Raw genomic sequence first — 16,501 nt, 5'->3', positions numbered from 1 at the left:
CACATGGTCGCGCCCACCAAGGTGCTCACCGCCGCGCAGGACTCGGGCCTCTACGCCTTCGGGAAGACCGCGAAGACCGTCGGCTGGGGCAGGACCGGCACCGACACCCGGGGCACCCGGCTGAAGTCGGCCGTGCTCACCCTGGCACCGCTCAAGGCGTGTGAGCCCTTCACCGATCCCGGCGAGTCCGACGCGCTGAAGGTGTGCGGGACCACTCCCGCCGACGCCCACGACAGCATCTGCCGCGGTGACTCGGGGGCCCGCTGGTCGCCGGCGGGAAGGTGATCGGCGTCGTCTCCACCGGCAACAAGTACTGCGACGACCAGTACCCGGTCTCGGTGTTCACCCGGGTCAGCGTGGTCGCCGCGGGCCTGGGCCTGCCCGTCGGATAGCGCGCAGCCGGGGAAGGACCAGTACGCCCGCGATCGCCAGCACCCCGGCACCCGTCCCGGCGAGCCCTGCCGTCAGGCCCGGCGGGAGGTACGTACACGCGATCCGGTCCGCGCCGGCGCCGAGCGGGACGCCCAGCAGGCCCTGGCGGGAGACCGGAGGGCGGGCCGGTCCGCCGTCCACGGCGCAGGTCCAGCCCGGGGGCACGGTGGTGGCGACGACCGCGGTGCCGGTGGAGCCCGCCGGGAGTTCGGCGCTGACCGAGTGCCCGCCCGCCCGGACCTTCGTCGCGCCGGTGGCCCGAAGCCGCTGCACGGCCGCGTCGAAGGCCGGGACGTTCAGGCAGCCGAGCGCGTCCGAGGGCAGCACCTGGCCGTCCTCGGCGGGGCGGACGGTGAAGACGAACCGCCCGTCGCCCGGCACCGTTCCCAGTTCCTTCAGCGGGGCGAGGCGCACGGGCGGGGAGCCGTAGAAGCCCTCGGACGAGCCGCCCGCCGTCGCCACGTCGGCCCGTAGCGCGGGGGCGTGGAGGAACACGCGCTCACCGGGGGCGCAGCGGGCGGTGAAGGTGTTCCCCCGGCCCGGACTCGCGCCCTCCGCGCGCCGCAGCGGCCAGCCCGCGGCGGTGCGGACGACGGCCGGGTCCTCGGGCGAGAGGTCCGGCACGGTGTACACCCCGGCGCCGAGGGCGGCCTGTCGTCTTGCCCACACCGAGCCCGCGGGGGCGCCGTACGCCTGGTCGCTGCCCGGCGGCCGTACGGTGACCAGCGGCGGGGCGGCCGTCGTGCGCAGCCGGACGTCGTCGCGGCCGACGGGGTCGAGAGTGGCGCCGACACCCAGCAGGGCCTGGAGGACCGGGTCGCGGGCGGTCCACAGGTGCCGGCCGCCTATCGCCTCCCCGAGACCGAGGCCGCCGAGCCCGCTCGCGGTCTCCTTCGTCACGTAGCTGCTGTAGTACGAGCCGCCCTGCGCACCCAGCAGCATCGCGTCGTTGTTGGTGACGAAGACTTCGGGGCCGGCCTCGGAGCGGGTGTCCGGCCAGGTCCGCCGAGCGGCGAGGGCCGCGTGCGAGCCGAGGCCCTGTTCGGTCAGGGTCTGGGGCCGGGCGGGCCCGCGCAGGGTCGGGTCCTGTACCGCCGTCACGGCGAAGACGGAGTACGCGGTGGTGGCGAACACCCCGACGGCGAGCAGGCCGACGACGACCGCCCGGGACCTGCGCCGCAGCCCGCGCGCGTACAGCAGGAGCAGGCCGGTGAAGAGGACGCCGCCGAGCAGGGTGCCCCTCAGGGCGGCTCCGCTGACGGGCTGGGCGTCGTACGTCAGGGCGGTCAGTACCGCGAGCAGCGCCGCGCCGCCGAGCAGGGCGCGGGGCCGGGGCATCCGGGCGAGGCACACCCACGCGGCCATCACCAGGAACGCGCTGAGCACGAACGACTCCCGGAACGGCGCGCCGTGCGGCAGCGTGAAGCCCTGCCACAGCTCGGCGGTGGGGGTGATCACGAACGAGAGGGCCGTGGCCACGATCAGGACCGGCCACGCGACGCGCTCACGGGCCCGCACCTTGGACTGGAACGGCAGGGCGAGCGCGAGCAGCAGGACCAGGGTTCCGACGAAGACGTTCGGCGCGGTGGGGCTCGCGAGGCTCCCCGGCAGGAACATCGCCAGGTAGGTCAGGGGCGGGGTGGCGACGCTGACGATGTACTGATCGGTGGGCTGGGCCTGCGCGTTGGCGAGAGCGCACACCAGGATGGCGGGGGCGGCCAGCAGCAGACCGGTGACGGTCATGGTGGCGGCCCGCCACAGCACCCGGCCGCGGGTGCGCCAGTCCACGTCGGCGGTGAGCAGGCGCAGGAGGAGCACGAGTGCGGCCGCCATGGTGGCCATGGCGGCCGTGTAGAAGTTGGCGAACCAGCAGAGCGCGACGAGCAGGCTGCCGAGCACCCAACGGCGGCCGGTCAGACACCAGTCGGCGGCTATCGCGAGCATCGGCAGGGCGGCCAGACCCCACATCCACATCGGGACGATGGCGCCCTCGGCGACGTTCCAGCCGCACACGGCGTAGCCGACGGACAGCTGGGCACGCAGCCAGGGGGACCCGGGGCGGAGCCGGCCGAGGAAGACGGTCATCAGCGCGGCGGCGAGACCCATGCTGAGGAGACTGACCAGGAAGACGGCGAACTCGACGTCCGCGCGCGGCAGGAGGCCGGTCAGCCAGGAGAACGGATTGGCCAGGTAGGTGAAGAAGTCACCGAAGAACCCGACGCCGTAGCCGCTCTGCCAGTTGAAGAAGAGGTCGCCCTGCGCGGTCCCGTGCTGGAGGTCCCACAGGTGGGCGTGGAAGGGAACGTACTGATGGCGCAGGTCGTTGTCGGCGCGCGGGGCCGGCCCGAAGGGGAAGGTGCCGTGGGCGGCGAGCCCCGCACAGTAGGCGGCCATGGATATGAGGGCGGCGGCCAGGGCGGCGACGGCCCCGCGTCTGCGGCCGCCCGGCGCCGTGGTCTCGGGCGCGCCGCGGCGGCCGGGGGCGATGCGCGTGACGGCAGGCGTGATCGAGGCGGAACTCATACGTAAGCGGACCCTCGTGTGGCGTGTGGCGTGTGGTGGGGCGCCCGGCCATGACGGAGGGCCGCAGGTGACTCGACCTTATGTGAACCGATGGGGAATTCGCCAGGAAATTCGAATGCCGAACGGCTCTCCCGTGACGCGCAGACACAGGTGAAAAGACGGGCACGAGGGGGAAGCCGGAAGGAGGATGACGGACCGGAAGACGGACCAACAGAGCCGCATGGCGGCAGGCAAGGCAGGTAACAGCGTGCGCATCGACCTCTCCGGCAAGACCGCCCTGGTCACCGGATCGACGCAGGGAATCGGCGCGGCCATCGCGTCGGGGCTGGCGGACGCGGGCGCCCGGGTGGCCGTCAACGGCCGGAGCGAGAAGTCCGTGGCCGATGCCGTACAACGGCTGGGCGCCCGGGGAGGGGAGTTCATCGCGGCGCCCGGCGACATCGCGACGGACGAGGGCGCCCGGGCCGTCTTCGACGCGGTCCCGCACGCCGACATCCTCGTCAACAACCTCGGGATCTTCGGCTCACGGCCCGCGCTGGAGATCGACGACGACGAATGGCGGCGCTACTTCGAGACGAACGTACTCACCGCCGTCCGCCTGACCAGGCACTACCTGCCGGGCATGATGCAGCGCTCATGGGGCCGGGTCCAGAACATCGCCAGTGACTCGGCCGTGGTCATCCCGGCCGAGATGATCCACTACGGGATGTCCAAGACCGCCCTGCTCGCGGTCTCCCGGGGCTTCGCCAAGGAAGCCGCCGGCACGGGCGTGACGGTGAACTCCGTCATCGCCGGACCGACACACACCGGCGGCGTCGAGGAGTTCGTCTACGAGCTGGTCTCCAAGGACCTGCCGTGGGAGGAGGCGCAGCGCGAGTTCATGCGCGCGCACCGGCCCCAGTCGCTGATCCAGCGGCTGATCGAGCCGGAGGAGATCGCCCACATGGTCGTCTACCTCGCCTCGCCGTACGCATCCGCCACCACGGGCGGAGCCCTGCGGGTCGACGGGGGGTACGTGGACTCCATCCTCCCCTAGACCGTCTCGTCGAAGTTCCGTTTCGGCGGCGCAGGCCCCCGCGGACCCGGTCAGTGCGCCAGGGCCGTGGTGACCACCAGCGGCGGCCTCGCCCGCTCCGCCGACCAGGTACGGCCGGCGGCGAAGTCCGGGTCGGCGAGTTCGAGCGCCTCGTCCACCGTCGGGCGGTGCTGTACGACGTCGCGGAAACCGGCCCGCTCCAGCAGATCCGGATGGATGCCTACGGGCCAGGCGTGGTTGCGCATCTCCTGCCAGGTCCCGTCCGTGCGCCGGAGCCGTACGGTCAGCTCCTCGCCCGGCCCGTACGCCTCGCCGGGCTCACCGATGCGCAGCGAGGCGTACTCGGTGCCGCTGCACGCGGGATCCGTGGTCAGCAGCACGAACGGCGCGCCCGGGCGCAGGAGCCGGCGGACCTCCCGGAACACGGTGAGCACCGCTTCCTCGGTCGGGAGGGACGCCAGCACGTGATTGCACATCACCGCGTCGGCGATGCCGTCTGCCAGGCAGGCGGCCCTGCCGTCCTGGATCAGGTGGTACTCCGAAACGGCCGTCCCCGAGCTGCGCGCCAGCGCCAGCATCTCGGGGGAGGTGTCCACGCCCAGCACCCTCGCGCCGAGCAGCCGGGCGCCGTGGTCGGCCACCTTCCCCGGCCCGCATCCGTAGTCCACCAGGACGTGCCCGCCGTCGATCCAGCGGGCCAGGGCCCGGAAGACGAAGGGGTACCCGAGCAGCCAGTCGGTGGCCGCCTCCACGGAGGCGAAGGCCTGCGCCCCCTCGCGCCCGGACCACGCGGCGCCTTCCCGGCCGCCGCCTTCGCCGCTTGCCCCGGCTTTCCCGGGTCCCTCCGGCCAGTCGTTCACAGCGTCCACTATCGGGCCACGGCAGCCGGGACCGCGCGGTACGACACGCCCGGCGGCCACTCGGCCCGGAGCGTCCTGCTCCGGTACGGGATCACGGGGATCCAGACGGCCACCACGGGCACCCCGTCCGGGCGGCCGGCCAGCAGCGCCACCCAACCGTGTGCGGCGGGCCGGTCCCGCACGGCCCGCCGCACACGGTCCGGATGCCCGGCGGCCCCGGTTCAGGCGCCGCGCATCCCGTACGCCCCGGGGCCTACGCGGACAGCACCGCCGCACTCACCGCCGCCGGCACGGCCGCGTAGCCCGTGGGCCGGGAGGTGAAGGTGCCCCGGCCCTGGGTCCGGCTGCGCAGCCGGGACGCGTACCCGAACAGCTCGGCCAGCGGAACGGCGGCGGTGATCGCCGTGGTCCCGGTCCGCGTGGCCGATCCCGACGCGCGCCCGCGCCGCGCCGCCAGATCGCCGAGCACACCGCCGACCGCCTCGTCGGGGACGGTCACCACGACCTCGGCCACCGGCTCCAGCAACTCCATCGCGGCGGCGCGCAGGGCCTCGCGCAGCGCGAACCGCCCCGCCGCCCGGAACGCCATCTCCGAGGAGTCCTTGGGGTGCGTGGCTCCGTCGGTCAGGGTGACCCGCAGCCCGGTCACCGGATGACCACCGAGGGGCCCCTCGGTGAGGGCGTCCCGGCAACCCGCCTCCACCGCGCGCACGTACTCCTGCGGCACCCGGCCGCCGACCACCGCGGACCGGAACACGAAACCGTCGCCGTCGCCGTCGCCCTGGATGCCGAGAGCCTCGACATCCAGGACCACATGGGCGAACTGGCCCGCGCCGCCGTCCTGCTTGACGTGCCGGTACACCAGCCCGGACACCCCGCGCGCCACCGTCTCCCGGTAGGCCACCCGAGGGCGGCCCACGTCGACGTACAGCCCGTGGCTGCGGCGGATCTTCTCCACCGCCACCTCCAGATGCAGTTCGCCCATCCCCGACAGCACCGTCTGGCCCGTCTCGGGATCCGTCCGTACCGCCAGCGACGGGTCCTCCTCGACCAGTCTGGCCAGCGCCGACGAGAGCCGGCCGACGTCCACCCTGCTGCGCGCCTCGACCGCCACGGACACCACCGGCGCGGCCACCGTGGGCGGTTCGAGGACCAGTGGTGCGTCGGGTGCGCACAGCGTCGCCCCGGCGCGGGCGGACTTGAGCCCGACCACGGCGACGATGTCCCCGGCCACCGCCTGCTCGACCTCGGCGTGCCGGTCGGCCTGCACCCGCAGGATCCGGCCGATCCGCTCGGTGCGGCCGGCGGTCGCGTCCAGCACGGTGTCCCCCTTGCGCATCGTTCCCGAATACACCCGCAGACAGGTCAGCCGTCCGGTGGCCGTCGCGTTCACCTTGAAGGCGAGCGCGGCGAACGGCGCCGCCGGATCGGCGGTACGTTCCTCCGCCGGCCCGCCACGGATCCCGCGGATCCCGCGCACCGGCGGCATGTCGGCGGGGGAGGGGAGGTAGGCGACCACGGCGTCGAGCAGCGGCTCCACCGCACGGTTGCGGTACGCGGAGCCGCACAGCACGACCACGCCCTCACCACCGCGCGTCACCTCGCGCAGCGCCGCGACCAGCGTCGGGGTGGAGAGCGCCGACGTCGCGCAGTACTCCTCCAGCGCGGCCGGATGCAGCTCGGCGACCTGCTCGTCGAGCAGCCGGCGACGCCGGAGCGCCTCTTCGAGGAGGGCCTCGGGCACGGCTCCCACCTCGAACGCCTCGGGACCGACGTGCTCGCCCCAGACGAGCGAGCGCATCCGTACGAGATCCACGACCCCGGTGAAGCCGTCCTCTTGCCCGATGGGGAGCTGGACCACCAGCGGAACGACGTGGAGCCGGTCCCGCACCGAGGCGACGGCCGAGTCGAGGTCGGCGCCGATCCGGTCCATCTTGTTGACGAACGCGATGCGGGGCACCTTGTGCCGGTCTGCCTGCCGCCACACGGACTCGCTCTGCGGTTCCACCCCCGCGACGGCGTCGAAGACCGCGACGGCGCCGTCGAGGACGCGCAGCGACCGTTCCACCTCGTCGGAGAAGTCGACGTGGCCCGGCGTGTCGATCAGGTTGATCCGGTGACCGTCCCAGGTGCAGCTGACCGCCGCGGCGAAGATGGTGATCCCGCGATCGCGTTCCTGCGGGTCGAAGTCGGTGACGGTGGTCCCGTCGTGGACCTCGCCCCGCTTGTACGTGGCGCCGGTGGTGTAGAGGACGCGTTCGGTGAGGGTGGTCTTCCCGGCGTCGACGTGCGCGAGGATGCCGAGGTTTCGGACGGTGGTCGTGGTGTTGGTGCGCATGGCCCAGGGCCTTTCTGGCGGCTTGGTCTTCAGGGCGGCGCGATTTCGGGACGGCACGGCGGTGACTGCCGTGTCCGACCTGCCCGCGGCGGCGACAGCGCCGCCCGGGTACGCAAACGGACGGGCAGGCAGACGGCGGGGCAGGCAGACGGACGGGCTGGCTCAGGACGCCGCGCGACCGCCCGCGGCCGGGACGTGCCCGGGCAGGCGGCTGGGTCGGCGGGCTGACCAGCCGGAAGGCGGGTTCAGGTCCGCTTCGTCGCTTCGTCTCGGACATCCGGTGACGGCCGCGCAGCGGTCACCGGGAAACCGAAGACACCAGGATCACGTCGTACCGCGACCGGGGAACGCAGACGGCGATGCGGTAACACACGGCCCGGCTCCCCTCGTTCGGTTCGTTCGACGAAACGCGTACCGTGATCGGTCGCGGCACGCAGGAGCGAGTGTAGGGACCCCGGCCGGGACACGGCATCGGATTTTTCCCGCTTCCGTCGGTACGCCCCCGCGCGGTGCGCCGGCCCCGGCATGGGCGACCTGGCCGCGGGGCATCAGTACCGGGTGAAGTCCACCGTGTACTGGGGGCGTTGGTACGAACGGCCGCTGTCGGTGTGGTTGCGCGCGCTGGTCGTCCTGGCCGCGGGGCTCGGTCTCCTCCTCGCCGCGCAGCCCATCGCGGACGGCTACCGGGCGACCGTCGTCTACCGGCACGCGCCCCTGTGCGACGGCGAGGGGTGCGTACGCGCCGAGACGGGCGAGGTCCGCGACCGGAAGACCGGCGAGCACTGCACGTCGACCGGCACGGGCGGCAGCGCGGCGGGCGGCGCTCCCGTGACCATCGGCGGCGGAGCCGGCGGAGCCGGCGGCGCGGGCGGCATCGGCGGGGCTCCCGTGACCATCGGAGGCACCGGCGGGTACGCCGGCGGAACCAGTTGCACGACCTACTTCAGCCTGAGGGTCGCCTGGAGCGGCGGCTCCGACTGGTTCGACGTCAGCCGGAAGGCGTACGAGGAGGCCAAGGCGGGTGACCCCGCCCGGTTGCGCACCTGGCGGGGCCAGGTCGTCCGCCTGGAGGCAGCCGGACAGACCAGTACGTACGCGCCCGCGTCGCAGACGGGCATGTGGCCCTGGATGGCGCTGGGCTGGTTCCTCCTGTGCGCCGCGGCGTGGGCGCTGGTGAGCGGCAGGCCGACCGCGCTCGCGGCCTTGGCCTTCGCCTGGCTGTTGCTGGCCTTCCTGATCTCCTTCGCCGGCCCGGCCGTCCTGGTGTGGTCGCCCGCCGTCTTCTGGGGCGCGCTGTCCGTCATGACGATCGGCATGGCGATCGGGGCGCGGGCGGTCGACGGGTAGTGACCGCGGCTACGGCCTACGGGACAGCCCTTAGGTTCCGGGCTTGCGGCCGTAGACATAGACGTCGTCACCGTTCTTGAGCATGTTCCAGTACGCCTTGGCGTCCGCGGGCCGCATGTTCACGCAGCCGCCGGACCCCGGCGGGTTCCACATGCTCTTGTCGACGGAGTGGAACGCGATGCCGCCGTCGAAGAACTGGGAGTAGGGCATGGCGACGTTGTAGATCGTCGACCAGTGGTTGATGTTCCGGTAGTAGATCTTCTTCAGGCCGGTCCGGGTCTCGGTGCCGTCCTTCCCCGTGCGCACCGGGACCGGCCCGTAGACGAGCTTCCCGCCGTCCTGGACCCAGCTGAGCTGGCGGGTCAGGTCGACGCAGGCGATCCGGCCCAGGTTGACGGGGCATGTGCCGTCCCTGTTCGGGGTGTTGCCGGCCGCCCGCTGGTCCAGCATCGTGCTCATCGTCTGCCAGGTGAGCGGCCCCGCGTACCCCGCGGTCGGGGTGATGCCGTGGGTCGCCTGGAACGCTCTGATGGCGTTGCAGTCGGCCGCCGACTGCCGGCCGTCGACCGGTCGCCCCAGGAACTGCTCGACCTGGCGCTGGTAGGGCCCGGTGGTCACATTGCAGGAGTCGGCCTGCGCCGTCCCGCCCCCGGCGACCACCAGCGGCGCCGCCAGCGCCACCGCCGCCCCGACCACTGCCGCCGCCCGCCGCCTCGTACGTGTCCGCATGCTTTTCAAGTCCGCCTCCCGAAGGGGTTCTTCCCTGCCGGGAGGCGGAATGTGCCGGATTCCGTGCCGGGTTGGGCTCGGGGTTCCGTAATTCACCTGGTACCGATGTCGTAGGTGCCGGTCCTCGGCGGGACTGGAATCTGCCGATGCACGGACAGCCCTCAGGTGGCTCGAACCCGTCCGAGGAGTACCGGGCGGCCCGGGGAGGAGACGGCCTAGGAGGGGCTCCCGGCGGGCGCGGTGATGCGGCGGACGGCTTCCACCACCGCCGCGCGGTGCCGGGCGAGCCGGTCGTCCGCCCAGTCCGTGCCCGGGCCGCCCGCGGCGGGGCCGCCCACCGCCCCGAACCAGGCCTGGGACAGTCCCATCACCAGCGTGAGGATGTCGGCGGGGTCGATCGCCGGGTCGACGCGGCCGGACTGCTGGGCCTCCGCCACCACCGCGATCTTGCCGCGGTAGGACTCCGCCTCCGCGTCCGTGACACCGGGGCGTTCCAGTTGCTTCCACAGCACGAGCCGCATCAGAGCCGGCTGCTCCACGAGGTGGTCGAAGACGGCGCCCGCGTAGCCCGGCAGGTCGTCGGCGCTGAACGGCACGGACTCCGAGCCCGTCTCCAGTGCGCGCTGGAGCACCGCGTCGAAGAGCTGCTCCTTGTTGCCGTAGTAGACGTAGATCAGCCGTTTGTTCGCCTGGGCGGCCTCGGCGATGCGGTCCACCCGCGCGCCGGCGATGCCGTGCGTCGCGAACTCGGAGAAGGCCGCGTCGAGCAGACGTGCCTTGGTTGCGCTGGAATCCCGTGCCATGCCCGGCAGCCTAACAAGTAACTATCTGGTTATTGACAAGCGGCGCGGGTGCGGTGCATGGTGAATCTATCCAGTTAGTTACTTACCGAGGAGTACTTCATGGAGATCCGCGCACTGGGCGGTCAGGGACTGAAGGTCGGCGCCGAGGGCCTGGGCCTGATGGGCATGAGCGCCCACTACGGAGCCACCGACGAGGCCGAGTCCCTCGCGACCATCGACCGGGCCCTGGAGCTCGGCGTCACCCTGCTCGACACGGCCGAGGGATACGGGCCCTTCCGCAACGAGCAGCTCCTCGGCAGGGCCCTCGCCGGGCGCCGCGGGGCGGCCGTGATCGCGACGAAGACGGGCGTCGAGTTCAGCGACGAGGGTGCTTTCCTCGGCCACAACGCGACCCCCGAGTACATCCGCCGGTCGGCCGACCGCTCCCTGCGCCACCTCGGCACCGACCACATCGACCTGTACTACCTGCACCGCGTCGACCCGAACGTGCCCATCGAGGAGAGCATGGGCGCGATGGCCGAGCTCGTCACGGCGGGCAAGGTCGGGCACGTAGGCCTGTGCGAGGTCGCGCCGGCCACCATCCGCAGGGCCCACGCCGTCCACCCGCTGGCCGCCGTGCAGACCGAGTACAGCCTCTTCGAGCGCGGCATCGAGCACGACGGCGTCCTCGACACCCTGCGCGAGCTCGGCATCGGACTCGTCGCCTACTCCCCGCTCGGCCGCGGCTTCCTGTCCGGCGCCATCACCAGCCCCGACGACTTCGAGGCCGATGACTTCCGCCGTACGGACCCCCGCTTCCAGGGCGCGAACTTCGACCGCAACCTCGCCGTCGTCCAGCAGGTCCGCCGACTGGCCGCGGACAAGGGCGTGACGCCCTCGCAGCTCGCCCTGGCCTGGACGCTGCGGCAGGGCGCGGTACCCATCCCGGGCACCAAGCGCCGCCGCTACCTGGAGGAGAACGTCGCGGCCACCGCCGTGACGATCACCGACGCGGACCTGGCCGGCATCGACGCCGTGGCCCCGCACGGCGTGGTCTCGGGCGACCGGTACGCCCCGGAGCTGATGGAGGCGCTGAACGGCTGAACGGCTGAACGGCCGAACGGCCGAACGGCCGGCCCGGCCCCCGGGGCTTTCCGTACCGCCCGCCCGGGCCCCGTCGCGCGTCCCCGCCGCTACGCGTCGGGCCCCGCCGATCGACGGGGCCCGACTGCGGTGTGCCCCGGGGACGGCGCCCGCTGCGGCGGTGGCCGGGGCACGGCGCCCCTAGGGTCTACTGCTTCTTCTACTGCTTGTTCTTGGCGAGGTCTTCCTGGAAGGCCTTCGCGCACGTGGGGCCGTTGTCCGTGGCGATGAACGTGACCATCTCCAGGACGCCCGACTTGCCGTGGTGGCTCGCCTTGATGCTCCAGCCGCTCTTGTCCAGCGTCTTGATGACCGACGCCTGCTGGTCGAAGGTCCGCGACTCCTTCCAGCCGCCCTTGGTCAGGGCGGAGACGGTGTCGTCGTAGGACTTCTTCGAGTCCGTGACCTTCTTGGTGTCCGCGGTCCACGAGACCATGCAGGACTTGAGGGTCGCCGGCACGTCATCGCCGGGCTTCTCGGCGAAGCCGGCTCCCGTGGCAGCGCCCTCGATCTCCTTCTTCACCGCGGCGGCATCCAAGGTGCCCCCGGAACCCTTCCCCGCTGCCGGGGCCGAGGATCCGGTCTTGGGCGCCTCGCCGCCCTTGCCCTTGTCCGTACCGGCTTCGCTGCCACAGCCCGCGACCAGCAGCACCACACCGGCAGCCACGGCCGCCCACTTCGCCTTGCGCACTACTCTCCCCATTGCAGACGCACGCGGGCCCGATGCCCCCGTGCTGATCAAGAGGGCAGTCTGTCAGAGCGCGCTGACAGTCGAGCCGCGGCGCGGCGCGCGCACCGCCGGCACCCAACCTCCCGCGCCTCGGCCGACGGTGACCTTCGCGATGCCGACCCGGGGAGATATGGCCATCGGTCACGACCGGCCACTCCATACCCTTCGTGCCCGGTCGCCCTGCCGGTAGCGTCATCCGGTACGCGGCTCCTGGGAGGGGTGTTGGAAGGATCTGTGGGTACCGAGCCAGGCGCAGCGGCGCGTCCCGGCGCGGCTTTCGGCGATTTCTACCGGGCCGAGACCGCGCCACTGGTCGTCCTCCTGTGGGTCCAGGGCGCAAGTCCGGTGAAGGCGGCGCGCGTTGCTCAGGACGCGATGGCGGCCGCACGGTACCTGACCGACCGCCTCGACGCCGGTGCGCACGCTCCGGACCTGCGGACGTGGACGTACCGGGCCGCTGCCGCGGCCCTGGAGCGGTCCGCCGCGGCCGGTGCGGAAGGGGCCGAACCGCCGAACGCCCTGCTTCCCTCGGGGATTCAGGGCGAACCGGACCGGGGCCGATGGCCGGACGTGCGTGCCCGGCTGGCCGAACTCAACGCACGGCAGCGGCGCGTGGCGGCGTTGATGATGCTGGCCTGCCCTCCCGGTGAGATCGCCTACGAACTCGTTCGCCCGATGAGCCGGGTCCACCGCACGGTGCGCTATGTGGGCAAGGTGTTCGCGGACGTCGACAGCGGAGCGCCGGACGGCCGGCTCGGCAGCCTGCTGGAAGGGCTGGCGGCAGCGCTCGAAGGCGCCCTGGACCTGGACGCCGGGCTGGCCGGGACCAGCGGCTCCGGTGCGCGCGGCGGACTCGCGCGTGTCCTTCCCCGTCGCTGGGGGCTCGATTCCCGCTTCCGCGTGCCGCCGTACGGGGCGCCCGCGCTGCCCGCCCTGGCCGGCCTCGCCGGTCCCACGGCCTCGGAGCTGCGGACCTGCGCCGCGGACTTGGCAGCCCGTGACGCCCCGTTCCGGATGGCGGCGCGCAAGGCGGTCCCCATGGCCGAACTGGCCGCCGTCCGCCTCGGCGCGCTCCTCGCCCTCCACACCGACCGGTTCCGCCAGGATGCCGAACGGTCCGGGTACCGCTCTTCCGGCGTCGAGTTCCCGGCCGCCGACGCCCAGGCGTTCGCCGCGGCTCTCGCGCGGGACACCGCCCGTGCGACGGCGATGTTCCACGCCGATCCGGGACCGGGTTCCGAGGCCCCGCGCAGAGCCGCAGGCCTCGGGTCCTGGCTCGACGACGACGAGCCGTTCTCCAACGAGGTCAGCTACGCGGGCATCGAACTGGCCGCGGCACTGGCGCAGTTCCGGCGCCAGACCCTGTCCTCGGCCCTCCGGGCGGACGGCCCGCCCGGCGGCGGCAGCTCCGGACTCCGGCAGGCACTGGAGGGCGCGGAGATCACGGCCCACCGGGCCGTCGTACAACTGGATGCGCTGCGCAGCGACCTGTCCGCTGCCGAGTCGACCCTCCCCGAGGGCGTCTACGTGGACATGGCCCGTGACTTCGCCGAGCACGGGGCCTTCGCGCGCGACCTCGTCGAAGGCATCGACGCGGTGGAGGAGGTCCTGTCCGATGCCGTCGCCCTGGACCTCGGCTCGAGCGATCTTCGCGGAGTCCCGCTGGACGGGCTGAGATGGTCCGAAGCCACCCGGTGGCCGAACGGCTGGGAGGAGAGGATCCGGCTCAGTTCCGTACGCACGGCCGCCGACCGCTTCACGGTCCTGTCAGGCCCGTGGGCTGCGGGTTCCGGCTGATGCGACGCGGCGGGCCCGACGCCGGGAGCGGGGCCGGAGCGACGGGCACCGGACGACGCCCTCGAAGAACGGGCCCGGCTCACCGGCCAACACGCCCGACGCCGGGGCCCGTGCCTTGTAGTATCGGTGCCCATGTCGAAGCCTGACGACTTGCTCGTCGCCATCGCCGCCGCGGTGGAATCGGAGCAGACCAATCAGATGTCTCTCACCGTCCTGGTCCAGGGCGCCGTCATCACCGGGCGCCTCGCTCCCGAGACCGTATGGCGCCGGCGCGTGGCCGAGGTCCTCACGGACTCGGACCGGCTCAGCCCGTTCGCGGGGCTGTTCGCGGACTCCGAAACCGCGGACGGCTCCCCGCGCCGTGAGCCACCCGCCTACCTGCACTTCCACGTCGCCAGGATCCTCCAGGGCACCGTGGGCATCCCCGAGACCGGAGGGATGTACCGGATCGCCATCAAGGACGTCAGCGCATGGAGCATGGGTGACTTCAGCTATTCCGAGACCTGACCGCAGCTACTCCGAGACGGACCGCGCGGGCCGCTGACCCGCGGTGCGGTCCCTCGGTCCCTTCCCCGGCCCTCGGGTGACCGGCTTCCCCGGCCCTCAGGTGACCGGTTCGGGAGCCGGCACCGGCCCCGGCAGCGGGCCGGGCTCGGGGTGCGGATCGGGCCGCGGCCCGGGCTCCGGACGAGGGTCCGGCTCGGGCTGCGGGGGCGCCGGCGGCACGGGATCGGGCCCGCCGGGCCCGGGAACCGGGCCGGGAAGCGGCCCGGGCTGCGGTCCCGGACCGGGCCCCGGTGCGGGGGTGGGGTTGGGGGGTACCGGATCGTTGGGGGGCGTACCCATGTCTCCTCCTCGTAGGGCCTCGTGTCGGGTAAGGGCCCTTTCCCGGCGGCTACCCGCGCGAGGCCGGGCGACACGTCAGGCGCGGTTTCGGCCCGGCAGGGCCGAGCGCACGCGCTGCGTCACGCGGTGCAGCTGCGGGTACCGCTCGCGCTGCAGACGGGAGTGGTTGTCGAGCTCCTCCATGAGGCGCTGGGACCGCTTGTCCACGCCGAGTTCGTCGAGCACCCGGTCCGCCTCGGTCAGCAGCGCGCCGTACAGCTGCCACAGCCCGGGGTGGACGAGGGACTGCTCCGCCAGCAGGACCCCGAGTCGGTCGCGGCTCTGCCGGGCCGTCTCCAGCTCCCGCGTCAGCCTTGCCTCGGCCTCCTCGGCGTTGGCGCTGACCTGCGCGGTGATCAGTACGGCGAAGCTCTCCACGGCGATGGCCAGGTGGCCGTACAACTCCTGCAGGGCCAGCGTGACGGGCGGCGGGAAGAGGGTCTGCGTGGTCCGTGCCTTCGCGAGATCGGTCAGCGTCCGGCAGGACACGCGCAGCACCACCGCGCAGATCTCCAGGGTGTCGAGCCCGGTGCGCAGCACCAGCCGGAAGAGAAGCCCCTCGCGCACCCTGGGGTTCAGCCGCAGGCTGTCCTCGGCCTGCCGGAGCGCGCCGTCGACCAGCGCGATGTCGTTGTCCAGGCGGCGGGCCTCGTGCAGGCGGGCGGCGGCCTTCTCCACCGTTGCGGGCCCGTCCAGTTCGTCGCAGATGTGGGCCAGCAGGGTACGCATCCGCCCGGCGAGCCCGGTGATCGCCTCGGAGGCGGGCCGGACCCACACGGGCGGCACGAGCAGGACGTTGAAGAGCAGCCCGACGGCCGCGCCGATCAGCGTCTCCAGCACCCGGTCCCAGGCCGTGTCGGCCACCCGCGTCACGCCGAGCACCAGCATCGCGCTGATCGCCACCTCGGGGACGAACTCGCCCGCCTTCACCACCCGGCCGATGACGAGCGAGGCCAGGATGATCAGCCCGAGGCTCCACCAGGTCAGCCCGACGAGCACACTGAAGCCGATCGCGATCAGCACTCCCGCGACGACCGAGTTCACCCGCCGGATGCCGGTGGTCAGCGTGGAGTAGAGCGTGACCTGGACGACCAGGAGCGCGGTGAGCGGAGCCGTCAGGGGGGCGGGTTCGTCGCTGACGGCCAGGGCGACGACGTACGAGACGACGGCAGCCGCGGTCGAGCGGACCGCCTGGACCACCGCGGGTTCCCGGTAGCGGTTCACGAGCCGGCGTAGTGGTGTGATTGCCAGTGTCATACGCACGCACCTTCCCCGTCCGGAGCGTGATCAACAGGCGGGATGATCTCTCCGTCGGCAGCGTACCGACGCGGGACGGCCGCAACCCTCAGGCGGGGTGGCCGGGGAGAGTTCCTCAGGCGGGGTGGCCGGGGGAGAGGTCCTTGACGTCGCTGTACCGGAGCAGGGCGAGGGGGCGCGGGACCGGCGGGGACTGCACGGTGGGGGCCAGCAGGTGGCCGACGTGGTCACCGCCGGGGATCCTTTCCTCGATCCGGCCGACGAACCACGCCGCGGCATCGTCCAGCACGGGACTGCCGCCGTCGCTCGGCCGCCAGGCGATCCGCTCGAACTTGTCCACCCGGTCTCCGGTCTCGCTGCCGAAGAGCTCCGCGAGCCCCCGCTGGTCCCGGCCCAGTACGTGGACCGCCAGGTGCGAGGAGCCGCGGGCGACACGGAAGGTGTGGTTGGCGGTGGACAGCCACACCATGAAGCGCGACGGATCGATCGAGCACTGCGAGGCGAAGCCGACCAGGCAGCCCGACTGCTCGCCGTCGGCAGCTGCCGTGACGATGTAGACGGGGCCGTCGAGTACGTCGAGGAACGCGTCGGGTTCCAGAGCTGTCATGGCCAGGCCTTCCCTCCGGGTCGTCGCCCCGGCGG

15 protein-coding genes are annotated in these 16,501 nt (G+C 72.9%); 7 read left to right on the top strand and 8 right to left on the bottom strand.

Annotation, left to right across the window (positions count from 1 at the left end; all coding sequences use genetic code 11):
* The first annotated feature begins 3 nt into the window (after nucleotides 1–3).
* Together ACZ4TG_RS01590 and ACZ4TG_RS01585 are read left to right on the top strand one after the other, a co-directional pair.
* Nucleotides 4–285: a trypsin-like serine protease gene (locus ACZ4TG_RS01590; protein WP_468159293.1), complete on the top strand. Its 282-nt coding sequence runs from the start codon at nucleotides 4–6 to the stop codon at nucleotides 283–285.
* Entirely contained in the window at nucleotides 282–392 is a 111-nt protein-coding gene (locus ACZ4TG_RS01585; protein WP_468159292.1) for a hypothetical protein, read from the top strand. The genes ACZ4TG_RS01590 and ACZ4TG_RS01585 overlap by 4 nt, the downstream gene beginning before the upstream one ends.
* On the opposite strand, the gene ACZ4TG_RS01580 is transcribed toward ACZ4TG_RS01585, so the two are convergent.
* Nucleotides 352–2,955, bottom strand: a complete 2,604-nt coding sequence (locus ACZ4TG_RS01580) for a YfhO family protein (protein ID WP_468159291.1) — start codon at nucleotides 2,953–2,955, stop codon at nucleotides 352–354. The two genes, ACZ4TG_RS01585 and ACZ4TG_RS01580, sit on opposite strands and share 41 nt — an antisense overlap.
* Nucleotides 2,956–3,202: 247 nt before the next feature.
* Here ACZ4TG_RS01580 and ACZ4TG_RS01575 point away from each other — a divergent pair, with 247 nt between their 5' ends.
* Entirely contained in the window at nucleotides 3,203–3,991 is a 789-nt protein-coding gene (locus ACZ4TG_RS01575) for an SDR family NAD(P)-dependent oxidoreductase (protein ID WP_468159765.1), read from the top strand.
* Nucleotides 3,992–4,041: 50 nt separating this feature from the next.
* On the opposite strand, the gene ACZ4TG_RS01570 is transcribed toward ACZ4TG_RS01575, so the two are convergent.
* Complete coding sequence (locus ACZ4TG_RS01570) at nucleotides 4,042–4,851, bottom strand: class I SAM-dependent methyltransferase (RefSeq protein ID WP_468159290.1); 810 nt, start codon at nucleotides 4,849–4,851, stop codon at nucleotides 4,042–4,044.
* Nucleotides 4,852–5,104: 253 nt separating this feature from the next.
* Nucleotides 5,105–7,189, bottom strand: coding sequence for an elongation factor G (gene fusA, locus ACZ4TG_RS01565; protein ID WP_468159289.1), 2,085 nt, complete (start codon nucleotides 7,187–7,189; stop codon nucleotides 5,105–5,107).
* Nucleotides 7,190–7,714: 525 nt separating this feature from the next.
* On the opposite strand from fusA, the gene ACZ4TG_RS01560 reads away from it, so the two are divergent.
* Nucleotides 7,715–8,536, top strand: a complete 822-nt coding sequence (locus ACZ4TG_RS01560) for a hypothetical protein (protein WP_468159288.1) — start codon at nucleotides 7,715–7,717, stop codon at nucleotides 8,534–8,536.
* A 30-nt stretch (nucleotides 8,537–8,566) separates the two neighbouring features.
* Here the strand turns inward: ACZ4TG_RS01560 and ACZ4TG_RS01555 are convergent, their stop codons facing one another.
* Nucleotides 8,567–9,265 carry a L,D-transpeptidase family protein gene (locus ACZ4TG_RS01555; protein WP_468159287.1) on the bottom strand — a complete coding sequence of 233 codons (699 nt, stop codon included), beginning with the start codon at nucleotides 9,263–9,265 and terminating at the stop codon, nucleotides 8,567–8,569.
* 215 nt (nucleotides 9,266–9,480) lie between these two features.
* The gene (locus ACZ4TG_RS01550) at nucleotides 9,481–10,068 is read right to left on the bottom strand and encodes a TetR/AcrR family transcriptional regulator (protein WP_468159286.1); all 588 of its coding nucleotides are present in this window, start codon (nucleotides 10,066–10,068) and stop codon (nucleotides 9,481–9,483) included.
* A gap of 99 nt (nucleotides 10,069–10,167) precedes the next feature.
* Between ACZ4TG_RS01550 and ACZ4TG_RS01545 the strand changes: the two genes are divergently transcribed.
* Complete coding sequence (locus ACZ4TG_RS01545) at nucleotides 10,168–11,151, top strand: aldo/keto reductase (protein WP_468159285.1); 984 nt, start codon at nucleotides 10,168–10,170, stop codon at nucleotides 11,149–11,151.
* Nucleotides 11,152–11,350: 199 nt separating this feature from the next.
* Here the strand turns inward: ACZ4TG_RS01545 and ACZ4TG_RS01540 are convergent, their stop codons facing one another.
* Nucleotides 11,351–11,881 (bottom strand): hypothetical protein, encoded by a 531-nt coding sequence (locus ACZ4TG_RS01540; RefSeq protein WP_468159284.1) that lies wholly within the window; start codon nucleotides 11,879–11,881, stop codon nucleotides 11,351–11,353.
* Between the two features lie 273 nt (nucleotides 11,882–12,154).
* On the opposite strand from ACZ4TG_RS01540, the gene ACZ4TG_RS01535 reads away from it, so the two are divergent.
* Together ACZ4TG_RS01535 and ACZ4TG_RS01530 are read left to right on the top strand one after the other, a co-directional pair.
* Nucleotides 12,155–13,717, top strand: a complete 1,563-nt coding sequence (locus ACZ4TG_RS01535) for a hypothetical protein (protein WP_468159283.1) — start codon at nucleotides 12,155–12,157, stop codon at nucleotides 13,715–13,717.
* Nucleotides 13,718–13,849: 132 nt separating this feature from the next.
* On the top strand, nucleotides 13,850–14,224 hold the full coding sequence (locus ACZ4TG_RS01530) for a hypothetical protein (RefSeq protein WP_468159282.1): 375 nt from the start codon (nucleotides 13,850–13,852) through the stop codon (nucleotides 14,222–14,224).
* Nucleotides 14,225–14,638: 414 nt separating this feature from the next.
* Here ACZ4TG_RS01530 and ACZ4TG_RS01525 read toward each other — a convergent pair whose 3' ends face one another.
* Both ACZ4TG_RS01525 and ACZ4TG_RS01520 read right to left on the bottom strand, forming a co-directional pair.
* On the bottom strand, nucleotides 14,639–15,859 hold the full coding sequence (locus ACZ4TG_RS01525) for an FUSC family protein (RefSeq protein ID WP_468159281.1): 1,221 nt from the start codon (nucleotides 15,857–15,859) through the stop codon (nucleotides 14,639–14,641).
* Nucleotides 15,860–15,974: 115 nt separating this feature from the next.
* Complete coding sequence (locus tag ACZ4TG_RS01520; RefSeq protein WP_468159280.1) at nucleotides 15,975–16,466, bottom strand: flavin reductase family protein; 492 nt, start codon at nucleotides 16,464–16,466, stop codon at nucleotides 15,975–15,977.
* Between the last annotated feature and the right edge of the window lie 35 nt (nucleotides 16,467–16,501).

It is taken from the genome of Streptomyces sp. NPDC028314, assembly GCF_055565795.1.
This window is presented reverse-complemented; position numbering and strand designations above follow the sequence as displayed.